This is a genomic window from Nocardioides sp. URHA0020, from assembly GCF_000620705.1.
Classification (GTDB): domain Bacteria; phylum Actinomycetota; class Actinomycetes; order Propionibacteriales; family Nocardioidaceae; genus Nocardioides.
In genome coordinates this window covers 36,370-59,225 of record NZ_KK211169.1, presented here as the reverse complement: position 1 = coordinate 59,225, position 22,856 = coordinate 36,370, and the positions used below count along the sequence as shown (strand labels likewise).

Genomic DNA, 22,856 nt, shown 5'->3' with positions numbered 1-22,856 from the left:
AGCCGTCTCAGCTCACTCGGCCGCTGGCGACCCTCTCGTGCGCGCCAGCCAGCGCCAAGATGTCGGGCAGGACCACAGACAGATCGAAGCGCTTCTGTGCGGCTTCCTGAGCCTCGTTGCTGAGGCGACGCCACTGCTCGTCGTCCTGGTCGAGCTTACGGATCCAAGATGCAATGACTGCCGCGTCGGTCGAGTCCATCACGATTCCCGTGCGCTGGTGCTCGACGACCGCCACGCAGCCGGCAATATTCGAACACAACACGGGGAGCCCGTTGGCCGCAGCCTCGATCAGGATGCGGGGGGTACCTTCCGGATGCTTGGTCGGAAAGACCAGGAGCCACGCATCGGTAAGCAGCGCCCTCATGTTGTCGACGTGTCCCGTAAACTGGACGTTTGGCAGTGCCAGCCAACGCTCGACGGTCGCCGGGTCGATCGCCGACTCCACCCCCTCGTCGAATCCGCCGGCGACGACGAACTCGAAAGGTTCGCCCAGTAGGAGCTGTGCGGCGTCGATGAACTCGCCGATGCCCTTCTCCCAGTAGATACGGGACGCAAAGAGAACCTTTCGCGGCGGGGCCATCGGGCCAGCGTCGTCCCGCGCCCAGCCCTCCGCGCGAATGCCCGTCCCGGGTACGAGGGACGCGCGATCGGCGTGATACATCTGATACCGGCCGAAGAGCTCCCGGTCCTGCTCGATCTGGAAGACGGTCCAGACGTTTCGAAGTCGTGCGGACGTCCTCGCGGAAGCAACCACGACCCTGCTGCCGAGCGACCCCATCCTGGACTCCGACATGGCCATCCCGGCGCCCGCGATCAACCGAATGAATTTGCTGCGCCTAAGAATCAGGGCGGCGGGCCACCCGATCGTGTAAGCGACCGACGCCGACAAGAACACCGTCTTCGGTCGAAGTCGCAGCAGAACCACCAGAATGCGCAGGGAAGCAACCAGGGTCGATGCGATACTCGAGGTCTCTCGGCCGATCCGAACGTCGATGAACCTGATCCCTAAACTCTCCACCTGATCCCGTCGACCGGTGTCCTCCGCGACGACGACGATCGAGGACCCCGAGGCCTGCAAAGCCGTCGCCCAAGTCGCCCGGTGGCTGAGGAAAGATCGGTCGTTGTTGACAACGAACGCCACCCGCTTGGGTCCCACCCAAGTCGCGCCGAGCTCGGCTGCCATGCTGGCGTCATCGATCGATGAGTGCGGCATCGTCATCCCTCGAGCAACTTGGCCATCCAGTGGTACTCGCTTTCCAGGCCTTCGCGAATTCCAATGACGGGGCTCCACCCGAGGAGGGTCTGGGCCAGCTCCGTGCTGCCGCCGGTTCGGAAGACGTCCCCGGGAACGGGATTGCCCCGCTCGACCCGAAGAGGAGAGCCGTGAATATCAGCGATCTGATCCAATACCTCATTCACGGAAACGGCACTTCCGCCTGAAAGATTGATGACCGTGCCGCCAGGCAACTCGGCCCGTGCAGTGAGGATATTGGCGGCAACAATATCCGAGACGTGAGTGAATTCCCGTACCTGCTCACCCGTGCCAAAGACCGTCAGAGACTCATCGCTGATCGCAGCCCTTACAAACCTGTGGAATGCCATGTCGGGCCGTTGTCCGGGCCCGTAGACAGTGAAGTATCGAAGGGAGGTGGTGGGCACGCCAAAATTCTTGGCATAAAGGACGCAGAGATGCTCTGCCGCGAGTTTCGTGACGCCATACGGGCTCAGTGGCGTCGGTCGGTCACTCTCACGAGTGGGGTAACGCTCAGCATCGCCGTAGACAGACGATGACGATGCGTAGACGAACGCCTTCAGCGACGATGACTCCCGACTTGCCTCGAGCAGTCGCTGAGTCGCCGAGACGTTGGCGTCGACGTAGATCTGGAAGTCCGCTCCCCACGACTTCCGTACACCAGGCTGTCCTGCTTGGTGGAAAATCCAGTTCACGTCTCGGACCAGTTCCTCGACTGGGTCAGTGGAGAGATCAGCTTCGACGAATGTGAAACGACTATTAGTGAGGAGGCTCGACAAATTGCGCCTCTTGATGTCGGGAGAGTAATAGTCGGAAAAGCAGTCAACTCCGACGACCTCGACGTCGTCGCTTTGGAGCAGGCGGGCCGCCAAGGTGCTTCCGATAAATCCCGCAACACCTGTCACTAAAGCTTTCACGCCTCATCCTTACTTCGACTTTAATTTAACCTACAACCCGGGCAGTCTACCGTGCACGAGTGCATCGCCTGTTACGGGCGATGGAATTACATGTGTACGCATCGACGGAGTTCTAGGGTTCTCACAGCCGCGCTCGAACCGCCATTGTTAGAAATAGCGCCGGCCGAAGCGTTCCCTTACGATCGACGGCCGGGATAGCGAATCAACAAGCGCTTCGAACGAAGGACGAGGTGTCGCCCTGCTCAACCGACGGTGTGACGCTGACACGGATGGTGCCCGTCTGGCGGGCACCGGACTTCATCTGCCAGGTGAGGTCCGCCTTCTGTTGCGGCTTGAGCTCTACGATCGCCGTGAACACCTTGCGACCTCTTGAGTCGACCGCTGGGAATCCAGTGATGGGCTCGCTGTTGAGAGCCACGGCGGAGACTGAGCCGTCCACCGGCCCGTACAGCCGAATGAACACCAGCTGGTTGCCGGCCTTCACGCCGTACAAGCCTCCGCCCGTGAGATAGGGCGGCAGCTTGGCGGCGTCGGTCGGCGCATCCGACATCAGGCGAAGGTGCCCTGTCAGGCCCTGCACGTCGTCGGTGCAGTACGTTGCAGTCACCGCGGCGTCGTAGCGCAGGTAGTAGGACATCTTTGCGCCCGTCGCGTCCGTGAGGTAGACGCCCACCTGCGGTTCGCGCCCAGCCCTCGTCACGAGCTCACCAGCGACAGCCGTGCCGCTGAGTTCGGACTGGACCTCGTCGTTGAAATCGTGAACGTAGACCCGATGCTCGCCCGCACCCTGGGCGAGCGCAGAGATCAGGTTTCGCGGCGCGTCGGTACCGTTGGAGATCGCATCGAACATCGTGCTGGCGACAGCGCGGAAGAACGTGTCCTGGTCGTCGGGATCCTTGTAACGGATATAGACCTTGTGCAGCAGCTCGTCGACGACGTTGTCCTGGGTCAGGGTGATGCCGTCGACCTTGATCGCGCCAGTCGCACCTAGGACGTAAGAGATTGCTACCGGGTCGATCGAGAGCACCCCGTCGACCTTCTCCGGATACACCTGCTCCCAGCGCGCCTTCCACAGGTCAGAGGCGCGTGGGAAGTCGGGCTGAAGGTTGGCATTGAGGAAGAACGTCCCCATGATGTCGCCGTAGATCTCCTCCTCGGCCGCGGTGAGTGGGAGGACCGGCTTGTCGGTGTAGCCGAAGGTGTTGGCCGCGACCTGCCGGGTCATGCTGACCTCGCCGCCGTCAGCCCGAACTAGCGAGACTGCTCCGGGCAGACCGCCGGTAGCGCGAATCTCAGCGTTGTTCTGGAAGACGAGCAAGTAGTTCTGTGGGCTGTCCGCCCCCAGCATCGCCGGAAGGACCTGGACCGCCGTCTCAGCACTGTCGAGCGCAGTGGCTGCGTCGTCGACCTGACCGGCGAGGTTGCGGTACTTGCCGCGCAATCGTTGGACGTACCCGCTCGAGTCCTCTGCCGACAGGCGATTGTCTGCGACGGTGAAGGCGGCGCTGGCGGTTGCCACCGGCCGCTGGAGGCTCTCGACGGCCGCGGGGTCGATTATGCCGCCACTCGGGACGATCGACTCCAGATCGCTGGACACCTGCACGAGAGGGCGGATGCCGTCCTTGGTCAGGTCCTCGACGACGGCGCTGACGACGGAGACGCCGCGGGCGTCGTCACCGACGGACGGCAGGTGCTCCAGGAGCGCCCACGTCGGTCCGTCGGTTCGACCGACGGCCGAGCCGCTGTGGTCCTCAAGCTCGACGAGCGCGGCATCGGCGGCTTCGTCGTCGCCATCCTCGATCGCCTGACGCAGCACCGTGACGTCACCGACGGCGGCCGAGAGATCCCTGTTGACGCGGTAGGCAGTCCAACCCGCCCAGGCAGCGGCCAGGACGACGGCGGCCACGATGATCCAGATGGCCGACCAGACCCTGCGTCTACGCATGCGGAGAACCTATCTAGTGTCAGTGCGGCACCTGGCCACGGTGTCAGCGAACGCTGTCGAAATGTGACGAAGGGAGCGTCGGCGATGCCGACGCTCCCTTCGCGCAGAAGTCAGATGACTACTTGACCTTGATCGTGTAGGTCTTCTTCGAGTCCTTGAAGGGGCTCTTGCCCTTGAAGATGATGGTCACCTTGTAGGTGCCCTTCTTCTTGAACTTGGACGTCAGGACCGAGATCCGCTTGCCCTTGTAGGAGACCGTCTTCTTGTAGGTCTTGAAGCCCTTCGGGCCCCTGATGACGACCGTGACGGTGCCCAGGGCCTTCTTGTTGCCCTGGGTGCGGATCGTGACGCCGACCTTGGCCTTCTTGTTCTTCTTGACCTTCTTCGGCACGGACGCCTTGGGCGTCGTGGCGGTGCACTGCACGTAGCGGGTGGGCTTGCACGCGGCCTGCGCGGTCTCAGCGGAGACCGCAACAAAGCCAGCCGACAGCATGAACGCTGCGATCAAGCCGGAAAGGAACTTCTTCATTGGGACTCCCCATGAGGTAACTCGGGTCTGGAGCGGCAATCCAATCACAAAGATTGGGGATATGTGCTGTCGTCGCGTGATCTTGGAGCGCGAGAGGCGCAGAATTTACGCCTTCGTCACGGACCCGTCGGTAGCTTTCCCTCATGTTCACGCCCCAGGGGCCGATAGTGACCCGTTCGGGCTATTGCGAACGGCGCCTGGCACTGGGGGTCGAGGGCCGAAGTGATCTGGACCACTTCACTCGGTTATCCCACCTGCCGAGATGCAGCAGGGGCTCCCGCCACCGGCGGGAGCCCCTGCTGCTCGCAATCAGATCGCGACGACGACCTCGGCGACGCTGCCGACGGCTGCGGTGACCGCGTTGTCGACCGGGTCGGCCTGGGGCGCCAGGGTGCGCAGCGTCCACTCGCCGTCGCCGGCGAAGAACCGGAAGTGCCCGCTCGCCGAGGTCGGGACCTCGGCGGTGAACTCGCCCGTGCGGTCGAGCAGGCGCACGTAGGCGTTGCCGACCGGCTCGCCGTCGCGCAGCACCTGCCCCTGGACGATCGCTTCCTTCTTCACGTCGATGCCGTCGAGGGACAGGCCCCCTTCAGTCGCCCCGCACATCAGGCTTCACCGGGCTCGTCGCCCAGGGCGACGGGCACGCCGACGAGCGAGCCGTACTCGGTCCAGGAGCCGTCGTAGTTCTTGACCGACTGGTGGCCGAGCAGCTCCTTGAGCACGAACCAGGTGTGCGACGAGCGCTCGCCGATACGGCACAGCGCGATGGTCTCCTTGGTGTCGTCGAGGCCCGCAGCGCCGTAGATCTCGCGCAGCTCGTCGTCGGACTTGAAGGTGCCGTCGTCGTTGGCCGCCTTGCTCCACGGCACGTTGATCGAGGTGGGCACGTGGCCGGCGCGCTGCGCCTGCTCCTGCGGGAGGTGGGCCGGCGCGAGGAGGCGGCCGGCGTACTCGTCAGGGCTGCGCACGTCGACCAGGTTCTTGACGCCGATCGCCGCGACGGTCTCGTCACGGAAGGCACGGATCGAGGAGTCCTGCTCCTGCGCCGTGTACGACGTCGCCTCGCGGCTCGGCAGGGTGGCGGTGAGCTCGCGGGAGTCGAGCTCCCACTTCTTGCGGCCACCGTCGAGGAGCTTGACGTCCTGGTGGCCGTACAGCTTGAAGTACCAGTAGGCGTAGGCCGCGAACCAGTTGTTGTTGCCGCCGTAGAGCACGACGGTGTCGTCGTTCGCGACCCCGCGGCTCGAGAGGAGCGCCTCGAACTGCTCCTTGCTGACGAAGTCGCGACGCACCTGGTCCTGGAGGTCGGTCGTCCAGTCGAGCTTGATGGCGCCCTCGATGTGGCCCTTGTCGTACGCCGTGGTGTCCTCGTCGACCTCGATCAGCACCACCTTCGGGTCGTTGAGGTTGTCCGCCACCCACTGGGCGGTGACAAGGGTGTTCTCGCGGGTCATGTTTCTACCTTTCTTGTGCGCCGAGGAAGAGGCGCGGGGGTGTGTGGAGTGGTTTCGAGACAGGACTTCGTCCTTCCTCAACCACCGATCCGCTTGAGGAGGAGGTACATCTCGCAGCCGAGGCAGAAGCGGAAGACCGCGTTGAGCAGCGCCGCGACCAGCGCGAAGCCGACCGCGATCTCACCGAGCAGGTCGGCGCCGGCGATGAATGCCACCAGCCCGACCAGCGCGAAGCCGAGGCCGACCGTCTGGGCGAACCGCGGCGGCGCCGGGTCCTCGAGATCGTCGGGGGGACCGAGCCGGGGCCGCACCACCGTCCGGAAGAGCCAGGAGTACGGCGTGTGCTGGACCCCGCGGGCCGCCCCGACCGCGAACAGCAGGGCCTGGACGCCGAGGAGCACGGTCGCTGCCGTGCTGGGGGCCAGCAGCAGGACGACGATCAGCACCAGCGAGGTCAGCCCGGCGGCGAACTGCGGACCGCGCGGGTCGATGCCGGCGCCCGGACCGGCGTGCTGCGGCGTGGTGATCGAGGACATGTCTCTCCTGCGGACGTTGGCGTGGACGGGACCACGCAGGTCAGCGAGGAAGCTGAGGGCGCGGCTCGGTCAGCGCATTCGACAGAGCGCCGAGCGCGTGCGGCAGTGATCCACTGCGCGGCGCTTGGTGAGCAAGGTCGAGGACATGTCGTCCAGAGTAGGGAGCGCGTACGCCGTGCCGACAATCCGCGTCTCATTGCCCGAGACGGTTGTCCACATCGCGGACATCACGCCCTCGCCAGCGCCTGCAGGACCTGCTCCTTGCGCGGCGCACCGGCAGCTCGGTTGACCTCGCGGCCCGCGGCGTCGAGCACCAGCGTGGTCGGCGTGCGGAGGATGCCGAGCCGGCGTACGAGCTCGAGGTGGTGCTCGGCGTCGACCTCGAGGTGCTCGACGCCGGGCACCAGGGTGGCGACCTCCGACAGGGTCCGTCGGGTCGCCCGGCAGGGGGCGCAGAACGCCGAGGAGAACTGCAGCAGGGTCGCCCTCTCGCCGAGCGTGGCGTCCGGGATCGAGGCGACCACGTCGGTCCAGGCGGCTTCCGGGCTCGGCGCCGGCGCGCCGGGCGCTTCGGCCGCGGCGGCGTTGTCCGCGTTGTCAGCGCTGTCCGCGTGCCGGACCTGGTGCGTGCCGCGGAACCGGCCGTCGGTCAGCATCCGGTAGAGACCGAAGCCGACGCCGAGCACCACCGCCGCGACGACGACCCACGCTCCACTGCTCATGTGGCGGCAACCACCGCGGTCCGCCCGACATTCCGGAGCTGTGAGAGCGTTCGGCGTCATGGAGGTCACCGGCTCGACGCAGCGCAGGCTGATCGTCGCCCTCGTCGGCTACTCGGCCCTCCTCGGCATCGCCCTGCTGGCGCCGACGTCGGGCACCCAGTCCACGATGGCGTCCTGGGTCAGCGATCTGGGGGTCTGGCTCGGCTTCTCGCCGGAGACCGCCACCCAGGAGCGCGCGGAGTTCCTGTGCAACGTGGCGATCCTGGCGCCGGTCTCCGCGCTCGGATCGCTGGTGTGGCCGCGTACGACGTGGCGCGACTGGACGGCGTACGCCTTCCTCGTCGCGGGGCTCGTCGAGCTCACCCAGGGCCTGGTGCTCCCGAGCCGCACGGCGTCGTACGTCGACATCGTCGCCAACACCCTCGGCGGCCTGGTCGGCGCGGGGGTGGTCGCGCTCAGCCGCCGGCGAAGGGCGGCAGGAACTCCACCGACTCCCCCGGCCGCACGATGACCTCGCCCGGGTCGTCGGTGCTGACGGGTCGGTCGCCGACCAGCGTCGAGCAGACCTGAAGGACCTCGGGCAGTCGGGTGCCCGGGTGCAGCGCGAGCGCGCGGCGTACGACCTCGCTCAGCGTGATCGGTCCCTCGACCGACAGGTCGTCGCCCTTGACCCCGGCGGCCGCGCGTGCGGACGCCCAGTAGTGGACGCGGATGATGTCGGTCTCATTTCCGTTGGAAGGTTCCAATGAGACGCCCATGTTTCGGTATTGTTCACCAGGTCGAGTGATTGGCCGAAGCCCAGTGTTGCGTTTCGGTCCCCGCCCCATCCGGGAGGAGACCATCTCATGAGCACGCTCCTGCTTCTCACCAGCGCCCTCCAGCCGTCTGCGGAGGTCCTGCCGGCCCTCTCGCTGCTCGGCCACCAGGTCAAGATCCTGCCGTCCGAGGGCAGCGCCCTCCTCGAGGCGCCCGACTCCGACCTGCTCCTGGTCGACGGTCGCCAGGACCTCGCCCACGCCCGTGACCTGTGCCGGCTGATCCGCACCACCGGCACCGACGTGCCCGTCCTCCTGGTCTGCACCGAGGGCGGCCTCGCCGTCGTGCTGCACGACTGGGGCATGGACGACGTCGTGCTGCACACCTGCGGCCCCGCCGAGCTCGAGGCGCGCATCAAGCTGACGATCGGTCGCCTGCACGCCCGCCGCGAGGCCGATGACCCGGAGTCGCACGTCATCCGCTCCGGCGAGGTGGTGGTGGACGACGCGACGTACACCGCCAAGATCAGCGGCCGGCCGCTCGACCTGACCTTCAAGGAGTTCGAGCTCCTGAAGTTCCTGGCCCAGCACCCCGGCCGGGTCTTCAGCCGGCAGCAGCTGCTGCAGGAGGTGTGGGGCTACGACTACTTCGGTGGCACCCGCACCGTCGACGTCCACGTCCGGCGCCTGCGCGCCAAGCTCGGCGTCGAGAACGAGACGCTGATCGGCACCGTGCGCAACGTCGGCTACCGGTTCGTGCTGCCCTCCAAGGAGCAGCAGGCCAGCGCCGACGCGCGCGCCACCGACCGGGTCGACGAGACCGTCTGAGGTCGGAGCACGGCCCTAGGGTGGGCACGTGCTCGACTCCATCACCGCCATCGCCTCCGCCGCCGAGGCGGAGGACGGCGCCGCCCCGCTGGACGAGGCGACCTGGCGTGCCCTGCGGCACCGGCCCGAGACGGTCCGCACGTGGGAGTCGGAGGACGGCTTCGCGCTGCTCATCGACGACCAGCTGAGCCTCGTCGTACGCCCGGAGTCCCGGGGCCGCGGGGTGGCGACCGCCCTGCTCGCCGAGGTGCCGACGGGGGCGGTCAGCGCCTGGTCGCACGGGGACCATCCGGCCGCTGCTGCGCTGGCCCGCAGCCACGGCTTCGAGCGGGTCCGGGCGCTGTGGGTGATGCGCCGGCCGACGAGCCAGCCGCTGGCCGAGCCCGTCGTACCGCCCGGGCTGACGGTGCAGGGCTACACCCCGGAGTGGGCCGACGAGGTGCTGCGGGTCAACGCCGCCGCCTTCGCCCACCACCCTGAGCAGGGTGCAATGGATGCCGCGGAGCTGGCCGAGCGGATGGCAGAGCCGTGGTACGACCCGGCCGGGCTGCTGCTCGCGATTGAGGGCGACCGGCTCCTCGGCTTCCACTGGACCAAGCAGCACTCCCCCGACCTCGGTGAGGTGTACGTCGTCGGCATCGACCCGTCGGCGCAGGGCCGGGGCCTCGGCAAGCTCCTCACCCTCGCCGGCCTGCACCACCTCGCGGCCCTCGGGGTCGCCGAGGTCCTGCTCTACGTCGAGTCCGACAACGCGCCCGCCGTCGCGGTCTACTCAGGCCTCGGCTTCACGCACGCCGACGCCGACACGCACGTGATGTACCACCGCGGCTGACTCAGCGCAGCGGACGCACGTGCAGGCCGACCTCGGGGTCGACGATGACCTCCTGGGCAGCCGGCATCCCGTCGACCGTGAGGTCGACGTCGAGCGGCACGTTGCGCTTCACCATCGCGAGCGCGATCGGGCCGAGCTCGTGGTGGCGGGCGGAGGTGCCCACGAAGCCGACGACCTTGTCGCCGTGGCGCAGCTCGGCGCCGACGGCGGGCAGCCGGTTCTCCGACCCGTCGAGGTGCAGCAGGGTCAGCCGGCGCGGCGGCCGGCCGAGCGTGTGCACGCGCGCCACGGTCTCCTGGCCGCGGTAGCAGCCCTTGTCGAGGTGGACGGCGGGGCCGATCCAGCCGGCCTCGTTCGGGATCGTGCGGTGGTCGGTGTCGAGGCCGAGCCGCGGCTCGCCGCGCGCGATCCGCAGCGCCTCGAAGGCCCACAGGCCGCAGGCGGGGCCGGCCGCCTCGGCGTACGCCGCCAGCTGCTCGCGCGGGACCAGCTCGTAGCCGGCGTACGGCCCGGCTCCGGTGGCCGAGGGGCGCCAGGTCAGCGCGAGCTCCTCGGTGACGTCCGCGACCTCGACGCGCATCATGAAGCGCATCCGGTCGAGGAAGGTCACCAGCGCGGCGGCCGCGCCGGGCTCGGTGAAGGCGGTGAACGCCTCGCCGTCGTCGTAGCCGAAGAACGCGTGCTCGACGTGACCCTGCGGGCTGAGGATCAGGACGCCGGTCCACTCCTTCGGCGCGATGGACTCGAGGTGCTGCGTCGTGAGCGAGTGCAGCCAGGTCAGCCGGTCGGGCCCGGAGACCCGGACGACGTCGTGGTGCGACAGGTCCACGAAGCCCCCGCCGGCCTCGAGGGTGCGCTGCTCGCCGTTGAACGAGCCGTAGTGCGCCGCCACGTCGCGGTCGATGCCGTCGGCGCCGACGGCCCCGGGCAGGCTCAGCAATGGGCTACTCACTCTGGTCCTCACACTCCACACACTCGCCGAAGATCGCCAGGTGTCCGACATCGATGATGAACGCCTGCTCCTCGCGGAGCCGCGCCGCCAACGGCGCGACCACCTCTGGGGCAACCGAGATGACGCGGTGACAATTCCGGCAGACCAGGTGGAAGTGATCGTGGTCGGAGACGGAGTGGTACGTCGGGGCGCGGTCCGACAGGTGCGCGTGGCGGACGAGCCCGAGCTCCTCGAGGACCTCCAGCGTGCGGTAGATCGTGGAGATGTTGACCGCGCTGGCGTGCAGCTGCACCTCCGCGAGGATCTCGTCCGGGGTGCCGTGGCCCAGCTCCTCGACCGCCTGAAGCACCAGCTGACGCTGAGGCGTCAGCCGGTAGCCGAGGCTGTGCAGCCGGGAGGCGAGCTCGTCGGTCATCGCCCCTACTGACGCTCGAGCTGCGCCCAGAGGTGGGGCTGGAGCGGCTGGCCCATCGCCTCCATGTCGAAGGCGTAGAGCAGGTTGCCGTTGACGGTGCCGTACAGGCGCTTGCCGCTGAGGACCTCCTTGGCCGACTCCGTGAAGCCCACGCCGGCCGTGTGCAGCTCGAACTTGGCGACCTCGGCCTTGCCGTACCAGATCTCGGAGATGCCCGAGGAGTGCGCGAGCACCAGCTCGAGGTCCCCGCCGGGGCGGCAGCGCAGGAAGCCTGCCTCCTGCGCGGCGTCGCGGACCTTCTCACCGTCGGCGTCGACGATCCAGGAGCGGGCGAAGTAGTGGAAGAACGGGCGGCCGTCGTGGGTGAAGACGAGCTCCTGGCCGTAGTCGAACGGCTCGATCGTGGGGTAGTCGCCCTTGCCGCGCCCGCCCCACCGGCCCAGCAGCCAGGCCACCGGGGCGCAGTCGGGGTGCAGGTTGTCAGGCAGCTCGAACACCATGGAGGTCACTCTAGGCTGGCGGCTATGACTCGCCCACTCGTCGTCAAGGTCACCTGCGGCGCCGACGACCCGGAGCGGTCCAACCAGGGGCTGACCGTCGCGGCCACGGCGCTCAGCGCCGGCGCCCGGGTCAGCCTGTGGCTGACCGGCGAGGGCGCGTGGCTCGGGGTGGCCGGCCGGGAGGCGTTCACCCTGCCGCAGGCCGCTCCGGCTGCCGACCTGGTGGCGACGCTGGCTGCGGAGGCTCAGGTCACCGTGTGCACGCAGTGCGCCGCGCGTCGGGAGATCGCCGAGGCCGACCTGCTGCCCGGCGTACGGATCGCGGGGGCGTCGACCTTCGTCGAGGAGGCGCTGGCCCCCGACGTGCAGGCGCTCGTGTACTGACTGGGGGCACGTCCGCGGTGGGCACGCACTAGGCTCGGTCCCGATGGACGCGACCCCACCGAACCGACCCGACGACGAGGTCGAGCCCGACGCCCAGCCCGCACGCTGGTGGCAACGCAAGCCCGAGGCCTCGGCTCCCTCGCCGGTAGCCGCTGCGCCCTCGGCGCCGCCCGCACCACCACCCGCGGCTCCCGCGACGAGCCGCAAGCCCGCCGACCTCGAGGCCGCGATCGAGCGCACCGCCGAGCTGCGGCGCCGCACCGAGCTGGCCGCCGCCGAGCAGGCAGCGGAGCGGCTCGTCGCCGAGGAGTCCGCCCAGGAGTCCGCCCGCGCCCGCGCGGCTGCGGAGGAGAGCGCGGCCGAGCACGCGGCCAAGGCGCAGGAGGCGTACGACGCCCGCCGAGCCGCCGAGGAGGCCGGCGAGGCCCACGCGACCGAGCGGAGCCGCCTCGAGGAGGTGGCGGCCGAGGCCGCCCGCTCCCGGGCCGAGGCCGAGGAGATCGCGCGCCGGCTGGTCGACTCCGCGAAGGTCGCCACCGCGCTCCGGCTGGCCGCCGAGCAGGCCGCCGCCCAGCAGACCGTGGACCGCACGGCGGCGGAGGAGGCGGCCCGGGACGCCGTCGAGCGCGCCGTCGCCGCCACCGACGCACGCGAGCAGGCCGAGGTGGCCGCCGCTCAGCAGGCGACCTCCGCGGCCCAGGCGCACGCCAAGCGCGAGGAGGCCGAGCAAGCGGCCCGCGCCACGGCCGAGACGGCCGAGCGGACGCTGCGCGAGCTGGGAGCCAGCACGGAGCAGGCGTTGCGCGACCTGGCCACGAGCTCCGAGGCCTCGCTGCAGTCGACCGCCGCAGCCGCGGTGGAGTCGGTGCAGCAGATCGCCGCGACCTCCGAGCAGTCGCTCCGCGAGACCGCGAGCACCTCCGAGGGCTCCCTGCGGGACACCGCGACGACCTCCGAGACCGCCCTCCGGGACACGGCGACGACCTCCGAGACCTCGCTGCAGTCGACCGCCGCAGCCGCGGTGGAGTCGGTCCAGCAGATCGCCGCGACCTCCGAGCAGTCCCTCCGCGAGACCGCGAGCACCTCCGAGGCCGCCCTTCAGGCGACCGCCGCCGACGCCGTCGAGTCGGTCGAACAGATCGCCGCAACCTCCCAGGCCGCTCTCCGGGAGACGGCCAGCACCTCCGAGGCCTCGCTGCAGTCGACCGCCGCAGCCGCGGTGGAGTCGGTCCAGCAGATCGCCGCGACCTCCGAGCAGTCGCTCCGCGAGACCGCGAGCACCTCCGAGGCCGCCCTGCAGACGACCGCCGCCGACGCCGTCGAGTCGGTCCAGCAGATCGCCGCGACCTCCGAGCAGTCGCTCCGCGAGACCGCGAGCACCTCCGAGGCCGCCCTGCAGACGACCGCCGCCGACGCCGTCGAGTCGGTGGAGCAGATCGCCGCAAGCTCCGAGCAGTCGCTCCGGGGAACCGCCACCACCACTGAGGCCTCGCTCCAGGCGACCGCCGCCGCCGCGGTGGAGTCGGTCCAGCAGATCGCCGCGAGCTCCGAGCAGTCGCTCCACGAGACCGCCACCACCACCCAGGCCTCCCTGCAGTCGAGGGCCGCTGCTGCGGAGCTGTCCATCAACGAGGCGGTCGCCGCGACCGAGGCCAAGCTCCTCGAGGCGGGCACCGCTGCCGAGCAGGCGCACCGCGCCCGTGAGGCGGCCGAGGGCCGGGCCGCCGGGCTTGCCGCCCAGCTCGCGACCGCGACCCAGGCCCACGAGGACTTCGTGCGGGTGGCCCAGGAGACGCGCGCCGCCGCCGAGCAGGAGGCCGCCGACCAGGCCGACGCGCGGGCCGCGGCGGAGTCCCTCGCCGCCCAGGCCCACCAGGCCCGGACGGCTGCGGACGAGGCAGCCACCGAGCACGCCCGCCTCGCGGCGGAGGCCCACACGGCCCGGGCCGAGGCCGAGGAGTCCGCGCGCGCACAGAGCGCTGCCGCGGAGACGGCGGAGGCACGCCGGACCGCTGCCGAGGAGGCCGCCACCCGGCAGGCCGACGCCGCCGCGACGGCCGCCGCCGGCGAGGAGCAGGCGCGGCGTACCGCCGCCGAGATGGCGGTCGCGCTCCAGGCCGCGCACGATGCCCGGATCGCCGCCGACGAGGCCGCACGGGCCCATGGCGAGCAGGCACGGGAGGCGTACGCCGCTCGGCTCGCCGCCGAGGAGCTGGCCGCGGCAGCCGTCGCGGCGCGCGAGCAGGCCGAGCACCAGGCGCGCGCCCAGCTCGACCTCGCGGCCGCCGCACACGGCGACCGCAGCGCCGCCGAGCAGTCCGCCCAGAGCGCGACCGCCCGGGCGGAGGCCGCCCAGACCGCCCGCGAGCAGGCCGAGATGCGCGCCAGCGAGCAGGCCGAGGCCGCCGCCGCCGCCGCGACCGACCAGACGGCCGCGCACCAGCGCGCCGAGCAGCAGGCCGCCGACGCCCGGGCCGCGCACGAGGCGCGGGCGGCCGCCGACACCGCCGCGCAGGAGCACGCAGCCGCCCGGGAGGCGGCCGAGCTCGCCGCGACCCGGGCCCTGGAGGCTCGTCGGATCGCCGAGGAGGACGCCCGCGAGCAGGCCGACCTGGCCGCGCGGGCTGCCGCGGGCCGTGAGGCGGCCGAGCAGCAGCTGCGCGAGCTCCTGGAGTCGAGCTCCGCGGCGGCCGACCGGCAGGCCGCGGAGCTGCGCGTCGCCACCGACGCCCGGCAGGCCGCCGAGGTCGCCGCCGCCGAGCAGGCGAGGCTGCGGGCCGAGGCCGAGGCGGTCGCCGCCGAGCGGACCACGGACCGCAGCGCGGTCGAGGCCGCCGTACGCCACCAGGCGGAGATCGCCGAGGAGGCGATGCGCGAGCGGCTCGAGGCTGAGCAGAAGGCCCGCGAGCTCGCGCAGGAGCTGGTCGAGCTGCGCGCCGAGCTGCTCGACATGCAGCAGAAGAAGAGCGGCTGGCGTCGCAGCCGTTAACGCCGCGTTCACCCGGACGGTTCATCCCAACGGGTGAGTGTGGCGAGAATCCCTGTCAACCACTGGGATCTGGGCTTGCATCTGCCCGAACCGAGCGCACACTTGGTGTATGTCAGAGACCACCGATGACATCGAGACCTGCCGGCGCTGTGGACACTCCCCACGCCAGCGAGCCACCGGCGTGAGCCAGATGGCGCGGCGTGCCATCGGTCGCAAGGCGCGACGCGTCGAGTGCGGCGAGCAGACGTCGTTGGGCTGGGCCTGCCCCTGCCGCAGCCACTTCCACGCGAGCTAGCTGAGGCCCGCTCTGAGGGCTGCCGCGATCTCGGTGTTCGCGGCCCGGCTGCTGCGGCCGACGCCGACGACGTTGAAGAACCCGTGGATCTGGCTCTCGAACCGCCGCCGCTGGACCGGTACGCCGGCGGGGGCGAGCCGGTCGGCGTACGCCTCCCCCTCGTCACGGAGCGGGTCGAAGCCGGCGGTGGCGACGTACGCCGGAGCCAGGCCCGCGGGGAGCTCGGCGTACGCCGGCGAGACCCCGGGGTCGCGGGGGTCGGTGCCCACGACGTAGCTGACCTCGGCCAGGTCCATGAACGCCTTGGTCAGGTAGAAGCCGTCGGCGAAGAGCCGCGAGCTGGCGGTGTCGCGCAGCGCATCGGTCACGGGGTAGACGAGCAACTGGAAGGCCAGGGGGAGCCCGGCGCGCGCCGCCTCGATCGCCACCCCGATCGCCAGGTTGCCGCCGGCGGAGTCGCCGCCGACCGCCAGCCTCGCCGGGTCGGCGTCGAGCTCGTCGGCGTGCTCGACGACCCAGCGGTACGCCGCGACGGCGTCGTCGTACGCCGCGGGGAAGGGCTGCTCGGGGCCGAGCCGGTAGTCGACGGCCAGCACGCGGACGCCCGAGTGCTCGGCGAGGAACCGGCACGCGGCGTCGTGCGACTCGAGATCGCCGTACATGAAGCCGCCGCCGTGGAAGAAGACCAGGAGGCCGCCGCGCGACAGGGTCGGGGTGTAGAGCCGGGCGGCGAGGCCGGCCACGGTCAGCTCACGGGAGTCGCCGACGGATGCCCGACCGGCCGACATGCGGGTATGGCGACGGATGACGCGCCGCCCCTCGGGGATCGGCAGGGTCTCCGCGCCGACCTCGCCGGTCAGGCGCTGGAGCCGCAGCATCAGCTGGGTGTCGACCGCGAGCGGCGCGCCGTCGACGACGACCTCGGGGCCGGCCAGCACCCGCTGCACCCCGGGAGGCAGCTCGAGTGCGACGCGCAGTCCCCAGGTCTTCACACGCTCGATCGGTCTCACGTCGGGCAACCTATCGTTCACCTGGTGGTGCGAGACTGACCCCATGAGCCTCGACAGCCTGCCCTCGAACCACGGAGAGGGCATCCCCGAGGAGTCCTTCGACGTCGAGCCGCCGTACCGGCCGGACGACGAGGCGCTCGCCGCGGTCGAGAAGTACGACGACCGCTTCCTCGACCGCGAGCTCTCCTGGCTGCGTTTCAACCAGCGCGTCCTCGAGCTGGCGGAGGACGCGAGCCTCCCGCTGCTGGAGCGGGCCCGATTCCTGGCGATCTTCACCAGCAACCTCGACGAGTTCTTCATGGTGCGCGTGGCCGGCCTCAAGCGCCGGATCGCCGCAGGGCTCGCCGTACCGGCCGCGTCCGGGCTGATGCCGAGCGACGTGCTGGAGCTCATCTGGTCCACCACCCGCGAGCTCACCGAGCGGCAGGCGCGGCTCTTCCGCGACGACATCGTCCCGCTGCTCGCCGCGGCCGGCATCGAGCTGGTCCGGTGGGACGACCTGGACCGCGAGGAGCAGCGCACCTGCAAGCGGATGTTCAAGGAGCGGATCTTCCCGGTGCTCACGCCCCTGGCGGTCGACCCGGCCCACCCGTTCCCCTACATCTCCGGGTTGTCGCTCAACCTCGCCGTGCTGATCCGCAACCCGAAGACCGGCAAGGAGCACTTCGCGCGGGTGAAGGTGCCGCCGATCTTCTCCCGCTTCGTGGCGGTCGGCAACCAGCGCTTCGTGCCGCTCGAGGACGTGATCGGCGAGCACCTGAAGCGGCTCTTCCCGGGCATGGAGGTGCTCGAGGTCCACACCTTCCGGGTCACCCGCAACGAGGACCTGGAAGTCGAGGAGGACGACGCCGAGAACCTCCTCGCCGCGCTGGAGAAGGAGCTGCTGCGCCGTCGCTTCGGCCCGCCGGTGCGCCTGGAGGTCGAGGAGTCGATCGCGCCGCAGGTGCTCGAGCTGCTGGTCTCGGAGCTCGACGTACGCGAGGAGGAGGTGTTCAAGCTCGGCGGCCCGCTCGACCTGCGCGGGCTGCACGACATCGCCGACCTCCCGCGCCAGGAGCTGAAGTACCCGGCCTTCGTGCCGACGACCCATCCGCTCCTCGCCGAGGTCGAGTCGGCGGCACCCGTGGACGTCTTCAAGGCCGCGCGGCGCCACGACGTGCTGCTGCACCACCCCTACGACTCCTTCGCCACCTCGGTGCAGCGCTTCATCGAGCAGGCGGCCGCCGACCGGCACGTGCTCGCGATCAAGCAGACCCTCTACCGCACCTCCGGCGACAGCCCGATCATCGACGCCCTCATCGACGCGGCCGAGGCCGGCAAGCAGGTGCTGGTCATCGTCGAGATCAAGGCGCGCTTCGACGAGGAGGCCAACATCCGGTGGGCCCGCAAGCTCGAGCAGGCCGGCTGCCACGTCGTCTACGGCCTGGTGGGCCTCAAGACGCACTGCAAGCTCGCCATGGTCGTGCGCGACGAGCCCGACGGCATCCGGCGCTACACCCACATCGGCACCGGCAACTACAACCCGAAGACGTCGCGGATGTACGAGGACCTCGGGCTGATCACCACCGACGAGCGGATCGGCGACGACGTCGCCCACCTCTTCAACAACCTGTCGGGCTGGTCGCGCAACGCGTCGTACGACGAGCTGCTGGTCGCCCCCGACTCCGTCCGGTCCGGGCTGGTCGAGCAGATCCACCGCGAGATCGCGCACCTGCAGGCCGGCCGCTCCGCGCGGATCAGGATCAAGGCCAACTCCGTGGTCGACGAGGCCGTGATCGACGCGCTCTACCTCGCCTCCCAGGCGGGCGTGCAGGTCGACCTCCTGGTCCGGGGCATCTGCTCGCTGCGGCCCGGCGTGCCCGGGCTCTCCGAGACGATCACGGTCCGGTCGGTGCTCGGCCGCTTCCTGGAGCACAGCCGCGTCTTCTGGTTCCAGAACGCCGGCGAGCCGCAGGTCTGGATCGGCTCGGCCGACATGATGCACCGCAACCTCGACCGGCGGGTCGAGGTGCTCGTGCGACTGCCCGGCGAGGAGAACGTGCAATCGGTCGGCAGCATGCTCGACCTGGCCTTCGACCCCGAGACAAGCGCGTGGGAGCTCGACAGCGACGGCAGGTGGACGCTCAACCGGGGCGCCGTCCACCTCCAGGAGAGCCTGATCGAGGCCCAGCGCCGGAAGCGGTGACCTGCACCACCAGGGACGTACGACGCGGGGCCCGCACTTGCGCTTTTCGGTCGGCCACCCCCTAGTCTGATCGCGTTCGTTTCCTCCTCACCAGGAGTTATCCGTGGGATTCCGATTCCGCCCCGTAGACACCTCGTTCTACATCCTCTTCACCGAGCAGGCCCAGCACCTCGTGGGGGGTGCCGCACTGCTCGCCGAGATGCTCGCCGAGGGCGCTGACCGCGACGACGTGGCCCGGCGCATGCGCGAGGCCGAGCACCAGGCCGACGAGACGACGCACGCCATCATCAAGAAGGTGAACAGCACCTTCGTCACGCCCTTCGACCGCGAGGACATCTACTCGCTGGCCTCGGGACTCGACGACGTCATGGACCTGATGGACGAGGTCGTCGACATGATCCTGCTGTACGAGGTGAAGGTCCTCCCGCCCGAGCTGTCGACCCAGGTCGAGGTGCTCCAGCGGTGTGCGGAGCTGACGGCCGCGTCGATGCCGAACCTGCAGTCGCTGCAGTCCCTGGACGAGTACTGGATCGAGATCAACCGGCTCGAGAACGCCGGCGACAAGAACCACCGCCGTACGATCGCCAAGCTCTTCAGCGGCGAGTTCAAGACCATCGAGGTCCTCAAGCTCAAGGACATCGTCGAATCCCTCGAGGAGGCGATCGACGCGTTCGAGAAGGTCGCCAACATCGTGGAGCAGATCGCGGTCAAGGAGTCCTGACCGGTCATGGAACTCGCGATCGTCATCGCGGTCGTGGTCGTCGCCCTGGGGTTCGACTACACCAACGGCTTCCACGACGCGGCCAACGCCATCGCCACCTCGGTGTCGACGCGTGCCCTCACCCCGCGCATCGCCCTGGTGCTGGCTGCGGTCATGAACTTCGTCGGCGCCCTGCTCGGCCAGGAGGTCGCGCACACCGTCAGTGACGTGATCACCCCGATGGCCGGCGACGCCGGGCTGGTGGTCATCCTCGCCGGGCTCTTGGGCGCCATCGTGTGGAACCTCATCACCTGGTACTTCGGGCTGCCCTCGTCGTCGTCCCACGCGCTGATCGGCGGCCTCGTCGGTGCCGCGATCACGGCCGGTGCGATCGTGCACTGGGCCACGATCGTCGACAAGGTGCTGATCCCGATGGTGCTGTCGCCGATCGTCGGCTTCGCTGCGGCTTTCGCGGTGATGCTCACGATCATGTGGATCTTCCGGCGCAGGAACCCGCACCGGGTCTTCCGTGGCTTCCGGATGGCGCAGACGTTCTCCGCGGCGGCCCTGGCCCTCGGGCACGGCCTGCAGGACGCCCAGAAGACGATGGGCGTCATCTTCCTGACCCTCACCTCGGCCGGCTACTACACCAACGCCGCGGGCGAGCCGCAGGAGAACCTCCCCCTGTGGGTCGTCGTCCTCGCCGCCTCCGCGATCTCGCTCGGCACCTACTCCGGCGGCTGGCGCATCATGCGCACCCTCGGGCGCCGGATCATCCACCTCGACCCGGCCCGTGGCTTCGCGGCGGAGTCGGTCGGTGCGGGCGTGCTCTACACGACGGCGTTCGTCTTCCACGCCCCGATCTCGACCACCCACACCATCACCTCGGCGATCATGGGAGCCGGCGCGACCAAGCGCTTCTCCGCCGTACGCTGGGGTGTCGCCCGCTCGATCGTCGCCGCCTGGGTCCTCACCTTCCCGATGGCCGGCTTGGTCGCGGCCCTCTTCTACGTCGTGCTGCACGCTGTGCTGGGTGTCTGAGGGCGCTTCTTCGGGGTAGTCCCTGACGTTTCCGGGGTCTTCCGGGCGGATCCACCCCGCAATCGTCAGGGACTACCCCGACGATGCACCTCACGCCGCCCGGTGGCCGAGGAGCCGGTCCCGCTGACGGGTCGTGAGCGATCTCCGCGCCGCGACGGAGCCGACGTCGATCCACCACGGCGGGCGCTCGAGGGTCCAGCGACGCTCGGACGCGGGCAGCCGCGAGGCCCGTGCGTACGACGCGTGCAGCCGCGCCACCAGACGCGACGTGTCGCGGACGTCATCAGCGATCATCGCGACGTACTCCATGCCGTGCGAGCGGAAGCTGTCCTCGCGATCCAGGTCACGAGGGCGTCGGCGGCCGTCCACGAAGTGCACTCCCCCGTCGTACTCGCCCATGACTCCGGCCACGGGGTCGATCAGGTCGGGCACCCCGAGCAGGCGCCCGCCCAGATCGAAGACCGGCTCGTTGCACAGCGGCCGCGGCAGTCCCGCGTCGACCGTCCAGGCCCTCAGCATCCCGACCTCGCGCGGCGACCACAGGTTCTCGCTCGCCAGGGGGAGGGCGTCCCTGCACTGTCCGATCCCTGTCCACCCGGGGATGGCATGAGCGAAGGCAGCGACCTCCGCGATCGAGACCAGGTCGTTGAAGCACGCCAGGCACAGGTCGGTCACCGCATCCCACAGCGTGAGGGCGTAGCGCATCTCGAAGCACACCGATCGCACCGCCGTCGTTAGCCGTACGCCGTCGGCGTGGACGAGATCTCGTGGAGCGAGCCGCTCCTCGCTGGTCGCCATGGCGCGCTGGGGACGGATCGCCCGGTTGCCGCCGATGGCGAGGGTGACGGGCCTCGTTCGCCCACCGCCCCACGGCGCACCGTCGAACCAACGAGCACCCATCCACGCGAGCCCCGCCCAGCCGGTGACTCCGCCCCAGTCGGCCGGCAGCACCGCGGCGGCCTCGACGACCCGTTGGTCGACGCCGGAGCTGTCGACGTCGGCCGGCACGTAGAGGCCGCGGCTCGAGGCGCGCCATCGCTTCCCGCGCGCCGCGTCGGGTGTCGGCCCGCGCCTACCTGCCCGGTCCACGGGCACCGGCACGACGACCGGCCGAGTCACTCCCGAGAGATCCATCCGGGGAGAGTGCACGATGCGTCGCGATCCTGCGGCGGTCATCCACAGGGCACCGTCGGGGTAGTCCCTGACGGTGTCGGGCTCGAGCGGCCGAACCCACCCCGCGACCGTCAGGGACTACCCCTTCGACACGACCTGAGCATCTTGCATTTCTCTTGTCACAAAGGTGCGACTCAGCGGGTGGCGTCTTGCGATCGGCAGGGTTGGATCAGCAGGACGAAGACCTCCAGGCGGTTGCCTGGGACCCAGGGGGAGGGAAGCCGGATGGACACCACACCACGCCGGGTCGCGGGGCGGCTGCTGGTCGCCGCCGTCGGACTCGGACTGGTCGCACTCGCGGTCGGGGCGTTGCCCGAGGCCGGCCTCATCGCCGGGGCCCGCGCCGCGGTCGTCCGGTACGGCGCCGTCTGGATCGCGCTCAGCGGCGTGGTGCTGCTGGGCCTCGGCCTGGTCTGGCGCCAGAGCCCGCCGCGTCGTCGCTCAGCGCCGGAGCCGGAGGCGCGCCCGCGCCTCACCCTCGTGACCTCGGAGCCCCGCGCATGATCACCGACTCGACGAACTTCCGCCCGATGCAGCCGCCCCGCCTGGTCGCAGCCACGACGGAGGTCCGGCTCGAGGGCCCCGGGACCCGGTTCAGCGCCGGCCAGCTGGTCGACGCACGCGACTGGCGTCCGGCCCCGGTGCTTCAGCTCGCGGCCAGCAGGCGGTAGCCCACACCCCGCACGGTCTCCACGAACCGCACCTGTCCGCGCCGGTCCCCCAGCTTGCGCCTCAGGTTGCCCATGTGGACCTCGACGTGGTGGGTCTCCCCCCAGCTCTGGCCCCACACCTCCTGCATCAGCAGGGCGCGCGGCCAGACCCGGCTCGGTGAGCGCATCAGCGTGGTCAGCAGCCTGAACTCGGTCGGGGTCAGGTCGACCTCGGCGCCCGCGCACCACACCCGGTGGGCGTCCACGTCGACCAGCAGGTCGCCGTGCGTGAGCATCTGGTGACCCTCGGCGCCCAGACCACGCCCCGGGGCATCCCCGGAGGCGTCGCCGAGCACGTCGTCGGCCGCAGCGACGAAGCGACGCGGGCGGCGGAACATGGCGTTGACCCGCGCCTTGAGCTCACGCGTGCTGATCGGCTTGGCGAGGTAGTCGTCCGCTCCGGTCTCGAGACCGATCAGCCGGTCGATCTCCTCGGCCTGCGAGGTCACCATGATCACGTAGGCGTCGGTCAGCGGCCGGATCCGCCGGCACACCTCGAGCCCGTCGATCCCGGGCAGCCCGACGTCGAGGGTGACGAGGTCCGGCCTCAGCGCGGTCACCAGCGCGACGCCGTCCTGGCCGTCGGCCGCGATCGTCACCTCGAAGCCCTGCGAGGACAGCGCGAGCTCGAGGAGCGACGCGGTGTCCGCGTCGTCCTCGATCACGACTGCGCTCCGAGGCACCGAATCCCCCTGACGGCATGCGAAAGACACTTGACGAGGTGTCCATCGG

General features: G+C 70.1%; 26 protein-coding genes. 11 read left to right on the top strand and 15 right to left on the bottom strand.

Annotated features, from left to right (window positions below; all coding sequences use genetic code 11):
* Positions 1 to 7 precede the first annotated feature (7 nt).
* The 8 genes from N542_RS0115080 to N542_RS0115040 all read right to left on the bottom strand — a co-directional run bounded on the left by N542_RS0115080 (position 8) and on the right by N542_RS0115040 (position 7,355).
* Positions 8 to 1,183 (bottom strand): glycosyltransferase, encoded by a 1,176-nt coding sequence (locus N542_RS0115080; protein WP_197025982.1) that lies wholly within the window; start codon positions 1,181 to 1,183, stop codon positions 8 to 10.
* 32 nt (positions 1,184 to 1,215) lie between these two features.
* The gene (locus tag N542_RS0115075; protein ID WP_028644637.1) at positions 1,216 to 2,169 is read right to left on the bottom strand and encodes an NAD-dependent epimerase/dehydratase family protein; all 954 of its coding nucleotides are present in this window, start codon (positions 2,167 to 2,169) and stop codon (positions 1,216 to 1,218) included.
* A 202-nt stretch (positions 2,170 to 2,371) separates the two neighbouring features.
* Entirely contained in the window at positions 2,372 to 4,114 is a 1,743-nt protein-coding gene (locus N542_RS0115070) for a DUF4012 domain-containing protein (protein WP_028644636.1), read from the bottom strand.
* 118 nt (positions 4,115 to 4,232) lie between these two features.
* Entirely contained in the window at positions 4,233 to 4,622 is a 390-nt protein-coding gene (locus N542_RS0115065; protein WP_155993123.1) for a hypothetical protein, read from the bottom strand.
* A 330-nt stretch (positions 4,623 to 4,952) separates the two neighbouring features.
* The gene (locus N542_RS0115060; protein WP_028644634.1) at positions 4,953 to 5,249 is read right to left on the bottom strand and encodes a DUF1416 domain-containing protein; all 297 of its coding nucleotides are present in this window, start codon (positions 5,247 to 5,249) and stop codon (positions 4,953 to 4,955) included.
* Positions 5,249 to 6,097 (bottom strand): sulfurtransferase, encoded by an 849-nt coding sequence (locus N542_RS0115055; RefSeq protein WP_028644633.1) that lies wholly within the window; start codon positions 6,095 to 6,097, stop codon positions 5,249 to 5,251. Before N542_RS0115055 ends, N542_RS0115060 begins: the two co-directional genes overlap by 1 nt.
* 77 nt (positions 6,098 to 6,174) lie before the next feature.
* Positions 6,175 to 6,633 (bottom strand): DUF4395 domain-containing protein, encoded by a 459-nt coding sequence (locus N542_RS0115050; RefSeq protein ID WP_028644632.1) that lies wholly within the window; start codon positions 6,631 to 6,633, stop codon positions 6,175 to 6,177.
* A 227-nt stretch (positions 6,634 to 6,860) separates the two neighbouring features.
* Positions 6,861 to 7,355, bottom strand: coding sequence for a thioredoxin family protein (locus N542_RS0115040; RefSeq protein WP_028644631.1), 495 nt, complete (start codon positions 7,353 to 7,355; stop codon positions 6,861 to 6,863).
* Positions 7,356 to 7,395: 40 nt separating this feature from the next.
* On the opposite strand from N542_RS0115040, the gene N542_RS25045 reads away from it, so the two are divergent.
* Positions 7,396 to 7,866: a VanZ family protein gene (locus N542_RS25045; protein WP_197025981.1), complete on the top strand. Its 471-nt coding sequence runs from the start codon at positions 7,396 to 7,398 to the stop codon at positions 7,864 to 7,866.
* Here the strand turns inward: N542_RS25045 and N542_RS0115030 are convergent.
* The gene (locus N542_RS0115030) at positions 7,811 to 8,113 is read right to left on the bottom strand and encodes a MoaD/ThiS family protein (RefSeq protein WP_051551852.1); all 303 of its coding nucleotides are present in this window, start codon (positions 8,111 to 8,113) and stop codon (positions 7,811 to 7,813) included. The two genes, N542_RS25045 and N542_RS0115030, sit on opposite strands and share 56 nt — an antisense overlap.
* Before the next feature lie 87 nt (positions 8,114 to 8,200).
* Between N542_RS0115030 and N542_RS25040 the strand changes: the two genes are divergently transcribed.
* Together N542_RS25040 and mshD are read left to right on the top strand one after the other, a co-directional pair.
* Positions 8,201 to 8,938: a response regulator transcription factor gene (locus N542_RS25040; protein ID WP_036508132.1), complete on the top strand. Its 738-nt coding sequence runs from the start codon at positions 8,201 to 8,203 to the stop codon at positions 8,936 to 8,938.
* Between the two features lie 28 nt (positions 8,939 to 8,966).
* A complete protein-coding gene (gene mshD / locus N542_RS0115020; RefSeq protein ID WP_028644629.1) occupies positions 8,967 to 9,770 on the top strand; it encodes a mycothiol synthase in 804 nt (267 codons plus the stop codon).
* Position 9,771: 1 nt separating this feature from the next.
* Here mshD and ygfZ read toward each other — a convergent pair whose 3' ends face one another.
* Genes ygfZ through N542_RS0115005 form a run of 3 tightly spaced genes read right to left on the bottom strand, consistent with a single transcriptional unit; the run spans position 9,772 to position 11,637 of the window.
* Positions 9,772 to 10,722 (bottom strand): CAF17-like 4Fe-4S cluster assembly/insertion protein YgfZ, encoded by a 951-nt coding sequence (gene ygfZ / locus N542_RS0115015; RefSeq protein ID WP_028644628.1) that lies wholly within the window; start codon positions 10,720 to 10,722, stop codon positions 9,772 to 9,774.
* Positions 10,715 to 11,137 carry a Fur family transcriptional regulator gene (locus N542_RS0115010; protein WP_028644627.1) on the bottom strand — a complete coding sequence of 141 codons (423 nt, stop codon included), beginning with the start codon at positions 11,135 to 11,137 and terminating at the stop codon, positions 10,715 to 10,717. The genes ygfZ and N542_RS0115010 overlap by 8 nt, the downstream gene beginning before the upstream one ends.
* A 5-nt stretch (positions 11,138 to 11,142) precedes the next feature.
* On the bottom strand, positions 11,143 to 11,637 hold the full coding sequence (locus N542_RS0115005; RefSeq protein WP_028644626.1) for an FABP family protein: 495 nt from the start codon (positions 11,635 to 11,637) through the stop codon (positions 11,143 to 11,145).
* A gap of 24 nt (positions 11,638 to 11,661) precedes the next feature.
* Between N542_RS0115005 and N542_RS0115000 the strand changes: the two genes are divergently transcribed.
* The 3 genes from N542_RS0115000 to N542_RS27595 all read left to right on the top strand — a co-directional run bounded on the left by N542_RS0115000 (position 11,662) and on the right by N542_RS27595 (position 15,305).
* Positions 11,662 to 12,021: a DsrE family protein gene (locus tag N542_RS0115000; protein WP_028644625.1), complete on the top strand. Its 360-nt coding sequence runs from the start codon at positions 11,662 to 11,664 to the stop codon at positions 12,019 to 12,021.
* Between the two features lie 43 nt (positions 12,022 to 12,064).
* The gene (locus tag N542_RS28300) at positions 12,065 to 15,010 is read left to right on the top strand and encodes a hypothetical protein (protein WP_051551849.1); all 2,946 of its coding nucleotides are present in this window, start codon (positions 12,065 to 12,067) and stop codon (positions 15,008 to 15,010) included.
* A 109-nt stretch (positions 15,011 to 15,119) separates the two neighbouring features.
* Positions 15,120 to 15,305: a hypothetical protein gene (locus tag N542_RS27595; protein WP_155993121.1), complete on the top strand. Its 186-nt coding sequence runs from the start codon at positions 15,120 to 15,122 to the stop codon at positions 15,303 to 15,305.
* Here N542_RS27595 and N542_RS0114990 read toward each other — a convergent pair.
* Positions 15,302 to 16,315, bottom strand: coding sequence for an alpha/beta hydrolase (locus N542_RS0114990; protein ID WP_231482686.1), 1,014 nt, complete (start codon positions 16,313 to 16,315; stop codon positions 15,302 to 15,304). The two genes, N542_RS27595 and N542_RS0114990, sit on opposite strands and share 4 nt — an antisense overlap.
* Positions 16,316 to 16,358: 43 nt before the next feature.
* On the opposite strand from N542_RS0114990, the gene N542_RS0114985 reads away from it, so the two are divergent.
* From N542_RS0114985 to N542_RS0114975, 3 genes are all read left to right on the top strand, one after another.
* The gene (locus N542_RS0114985) at positions 16,359 to 18,500 is read left to right on the top strand and encodes an RNA degradosome polyphosphate kinase (RefSeq protein ID WP_028644623.1); all 2,142 of its coding nucleotides are present in this window, start codon (positions 16,359 to 16,361) and stop codon (positions 18,498 to 18,500) included.
* A 103-nt stretch (positions 18,501 to 18,603) separates the two neighbouring features.
* Entirely contained in the window at positions 18,604 to 19,221 is a 618-nt protein-coding gene (locus tag N542_RS0114980; protein WP_028644622.1) for a DUF47 domain-containing protein, read from the top strand.
* A gap of 6 nt (positions 19,222 to 19,227) precedes the next feature.
* Positions 19,228 to 20,241, top strand: coding sequence for an inorganic phosphate transporter (locus tag N542_RS0114975; protein WP_028644621.1), 1,014 nt, complete (start codon positions 19,228 to 19,230; stop codon positions 20,239 to 20,241).
* Positions 20,242 to 20,331: 90 nt separating this feature from the next.
* Here the strand turns inward: N542_RS0114975 and N542_RS0114970 are convergent, their stop codons facing one another.
* Complete coding sequence (locus tag N542_RS0114970; RefSeq protein ID WP_028644620.1) at positions 20,332 to 21,375, bottom strand: hypothetical protein; 1,044 nt, start codon at positions 21,373 to 21,375, stop codon at positions 20,332 to 20,334.
* A 264-nt stretch (positions 21,376 to 21,639) separates the two neighbouring features.
* Between N542_RS0114970 and N542_RS0114965 the strand changes: the two genes are divergently transcribed.
* Both N542_RS0114965 and N542_RS27590 read left to right on the top strand, forming a co-directional pair.
* A complete protein-coding gene (locus N542_RS0114965; protein WP_028644619.1) occupies positions 21,640 to 21,918 on the top strand; it encodes a hypothetical protein in 279 nt (92 codons plus the stop codon).
* A complete protein-coding gene (locus N542_RS27590) occupies positions 21,915 to 22,085 on the top strand; it encodes a hypothetical protein (protein WP_155993119.1) in 171 nt (56 codons plus the stop codon). Before N542_RS0114965 ends, N542_RS27590 begins: the two co-directional genes overlap by 4 nt.
* On the opposite strand, the gene N542_RS0114955 is transcribed toward N542_RS27590, so the two are convergent.
* Entirely contained in the window at positions 22,061 to 22,807 is a 747-nt protein-coding gene (locus N542_RS0114955) for a response regulator transcription factor (RefSeq protein WP_028644618.1), read from the bottom strand. The genes N542_RS27590 and N542_RS0114955 overlap by 25 nt on opposite strands.
* Positions 22,808 to 22,856: the final 49 nt, after the last annotated feature.

Bases quoted from the DNA above. Each gene is read 5' to 3' on its own strand.
- N542_RS0114965 (WP_028644619.1), top strand. From the start codon at position 21,640: ATGGACACCACACCACGCCGGGTCGCGGGGCGGCTGCTGGTCGCCGCC.
- N542_RS28300 (WP_051551849.1), top strand. From the start codon at position 12,065: ATGGACGCGACCCCACCGAACCGACCCGACGACGAGGTCGAGCCCGAC.
- N542_RS0114985 (WP_028644623.1), top strand. From the start codon at position 16,359: ATGAGCCTCGACAGCCTGCCCTCGAACCACGGAGAGGGCATCCCCGAG.
- N542_RS27590 (WP_155993119.1), top strand. From the start codon at position 21,915: ATGATCACCGACTCGACGAACTTCCGCCCGATGCAGCCGCCCCGCCTG.
- N542_RS0115010 (WP_028644627.1), bottom strand. From the start codon at position 11,137: ATGACCGACGAGCTCGCCTCCCGGCTGCACAGCCTCGGCTACCGGCTG.
- N542_RS0115060 (WP_028644634.1), bottom strand. From the start codon at position 5,249: ATGTGCGGGGCGACTGAAGGGGGCCTGTCCCTCGACGGCATCGACGTG.
- N542_RS0115005 (WP_028644626.1), bottom strand. From the start codon at position 11,637: ATGGTGTTCGAGCTGCCTGACAACCTGCACCCCGACTGCGCCCCGGTG.
- N542_RS27595 (WP_155993121.1), top strand. From the start codon at position 15,120: ATGTCAGAGACCACCGATGACATCGAGACCTGCCGGCGCTGTGGACAC.
- N542_RS0115040 (WP_028644631.1), bottom strand. From the start codon at position 7,355: ATGAGCAGTGGAGCGTGGGTCGTCGTCGCGGCGGTGGTGCTCGGCGTC.
- N542_RS0115030 (WP_051551852.1), bottom strand. From the start codon at position 8,113: ATGGGCGTCTCATTGGAACCTTCCAACGGAAATGAGACCGACATCATC.
- N542_RS0115070 (WP_028644636.1), bottom strand. From the start codon at position 4,114: ATGCGTAGACGCAGGGTCTGGTCGGCCATCTGGATCATCGTGGCCGCC.
- N542_RS0114970 (WP_028644620.1), bottom strand. From the start codon at position 21,375: ATGGATCTCTCGGGAGTGACTCGGCCGGTCGTCGTGCCGGTGCCCGTG.
- N542_RS0115080 (WP_197025982.1), bottom strand. From the start codon at position 1,183: ATGGCAGCCGAGCTCGGCGCGACTTGGGTGGGACCCAAGCGGGTGGCG.
- N542_RS0115055 (WP_028644633.1), bottom strand. From the start codon at position 6,097: ATGACCCGCGAGAACACCCTTGTCACCGCCCAGTGGGTGGCGGACAAC.
- N542_RS0114975 (WP_028644621.1), top strand. From the start codon at position 19,228: ATGGAACTCGCGATCGTCATCGCGGTCGTGGTCGTCGCCCTGGGGTTC.
- N542_RS0115050 (WP_028644632.1), bottom strand. From the start codon at position 6,633: ATGTCCTCGATCACCACGCCGCAGCACGCCGGTCCGGGCGCCGGCATC.
- N542_RS25040 (WP_036508132.1), top strand. From the start codon at position 8,201: ATGAGCACGCTCCTGCTTCTCACCAGCGCCCTCCAGCCGTCTGCGGAG.
- N542_RS0115000 (WP_028644625.1), top strand. From the start codon at position 11,662: ATGACTCGCCCACTCGTCGTCAAGGTCACCTGCGGCGCCGACGACCCG.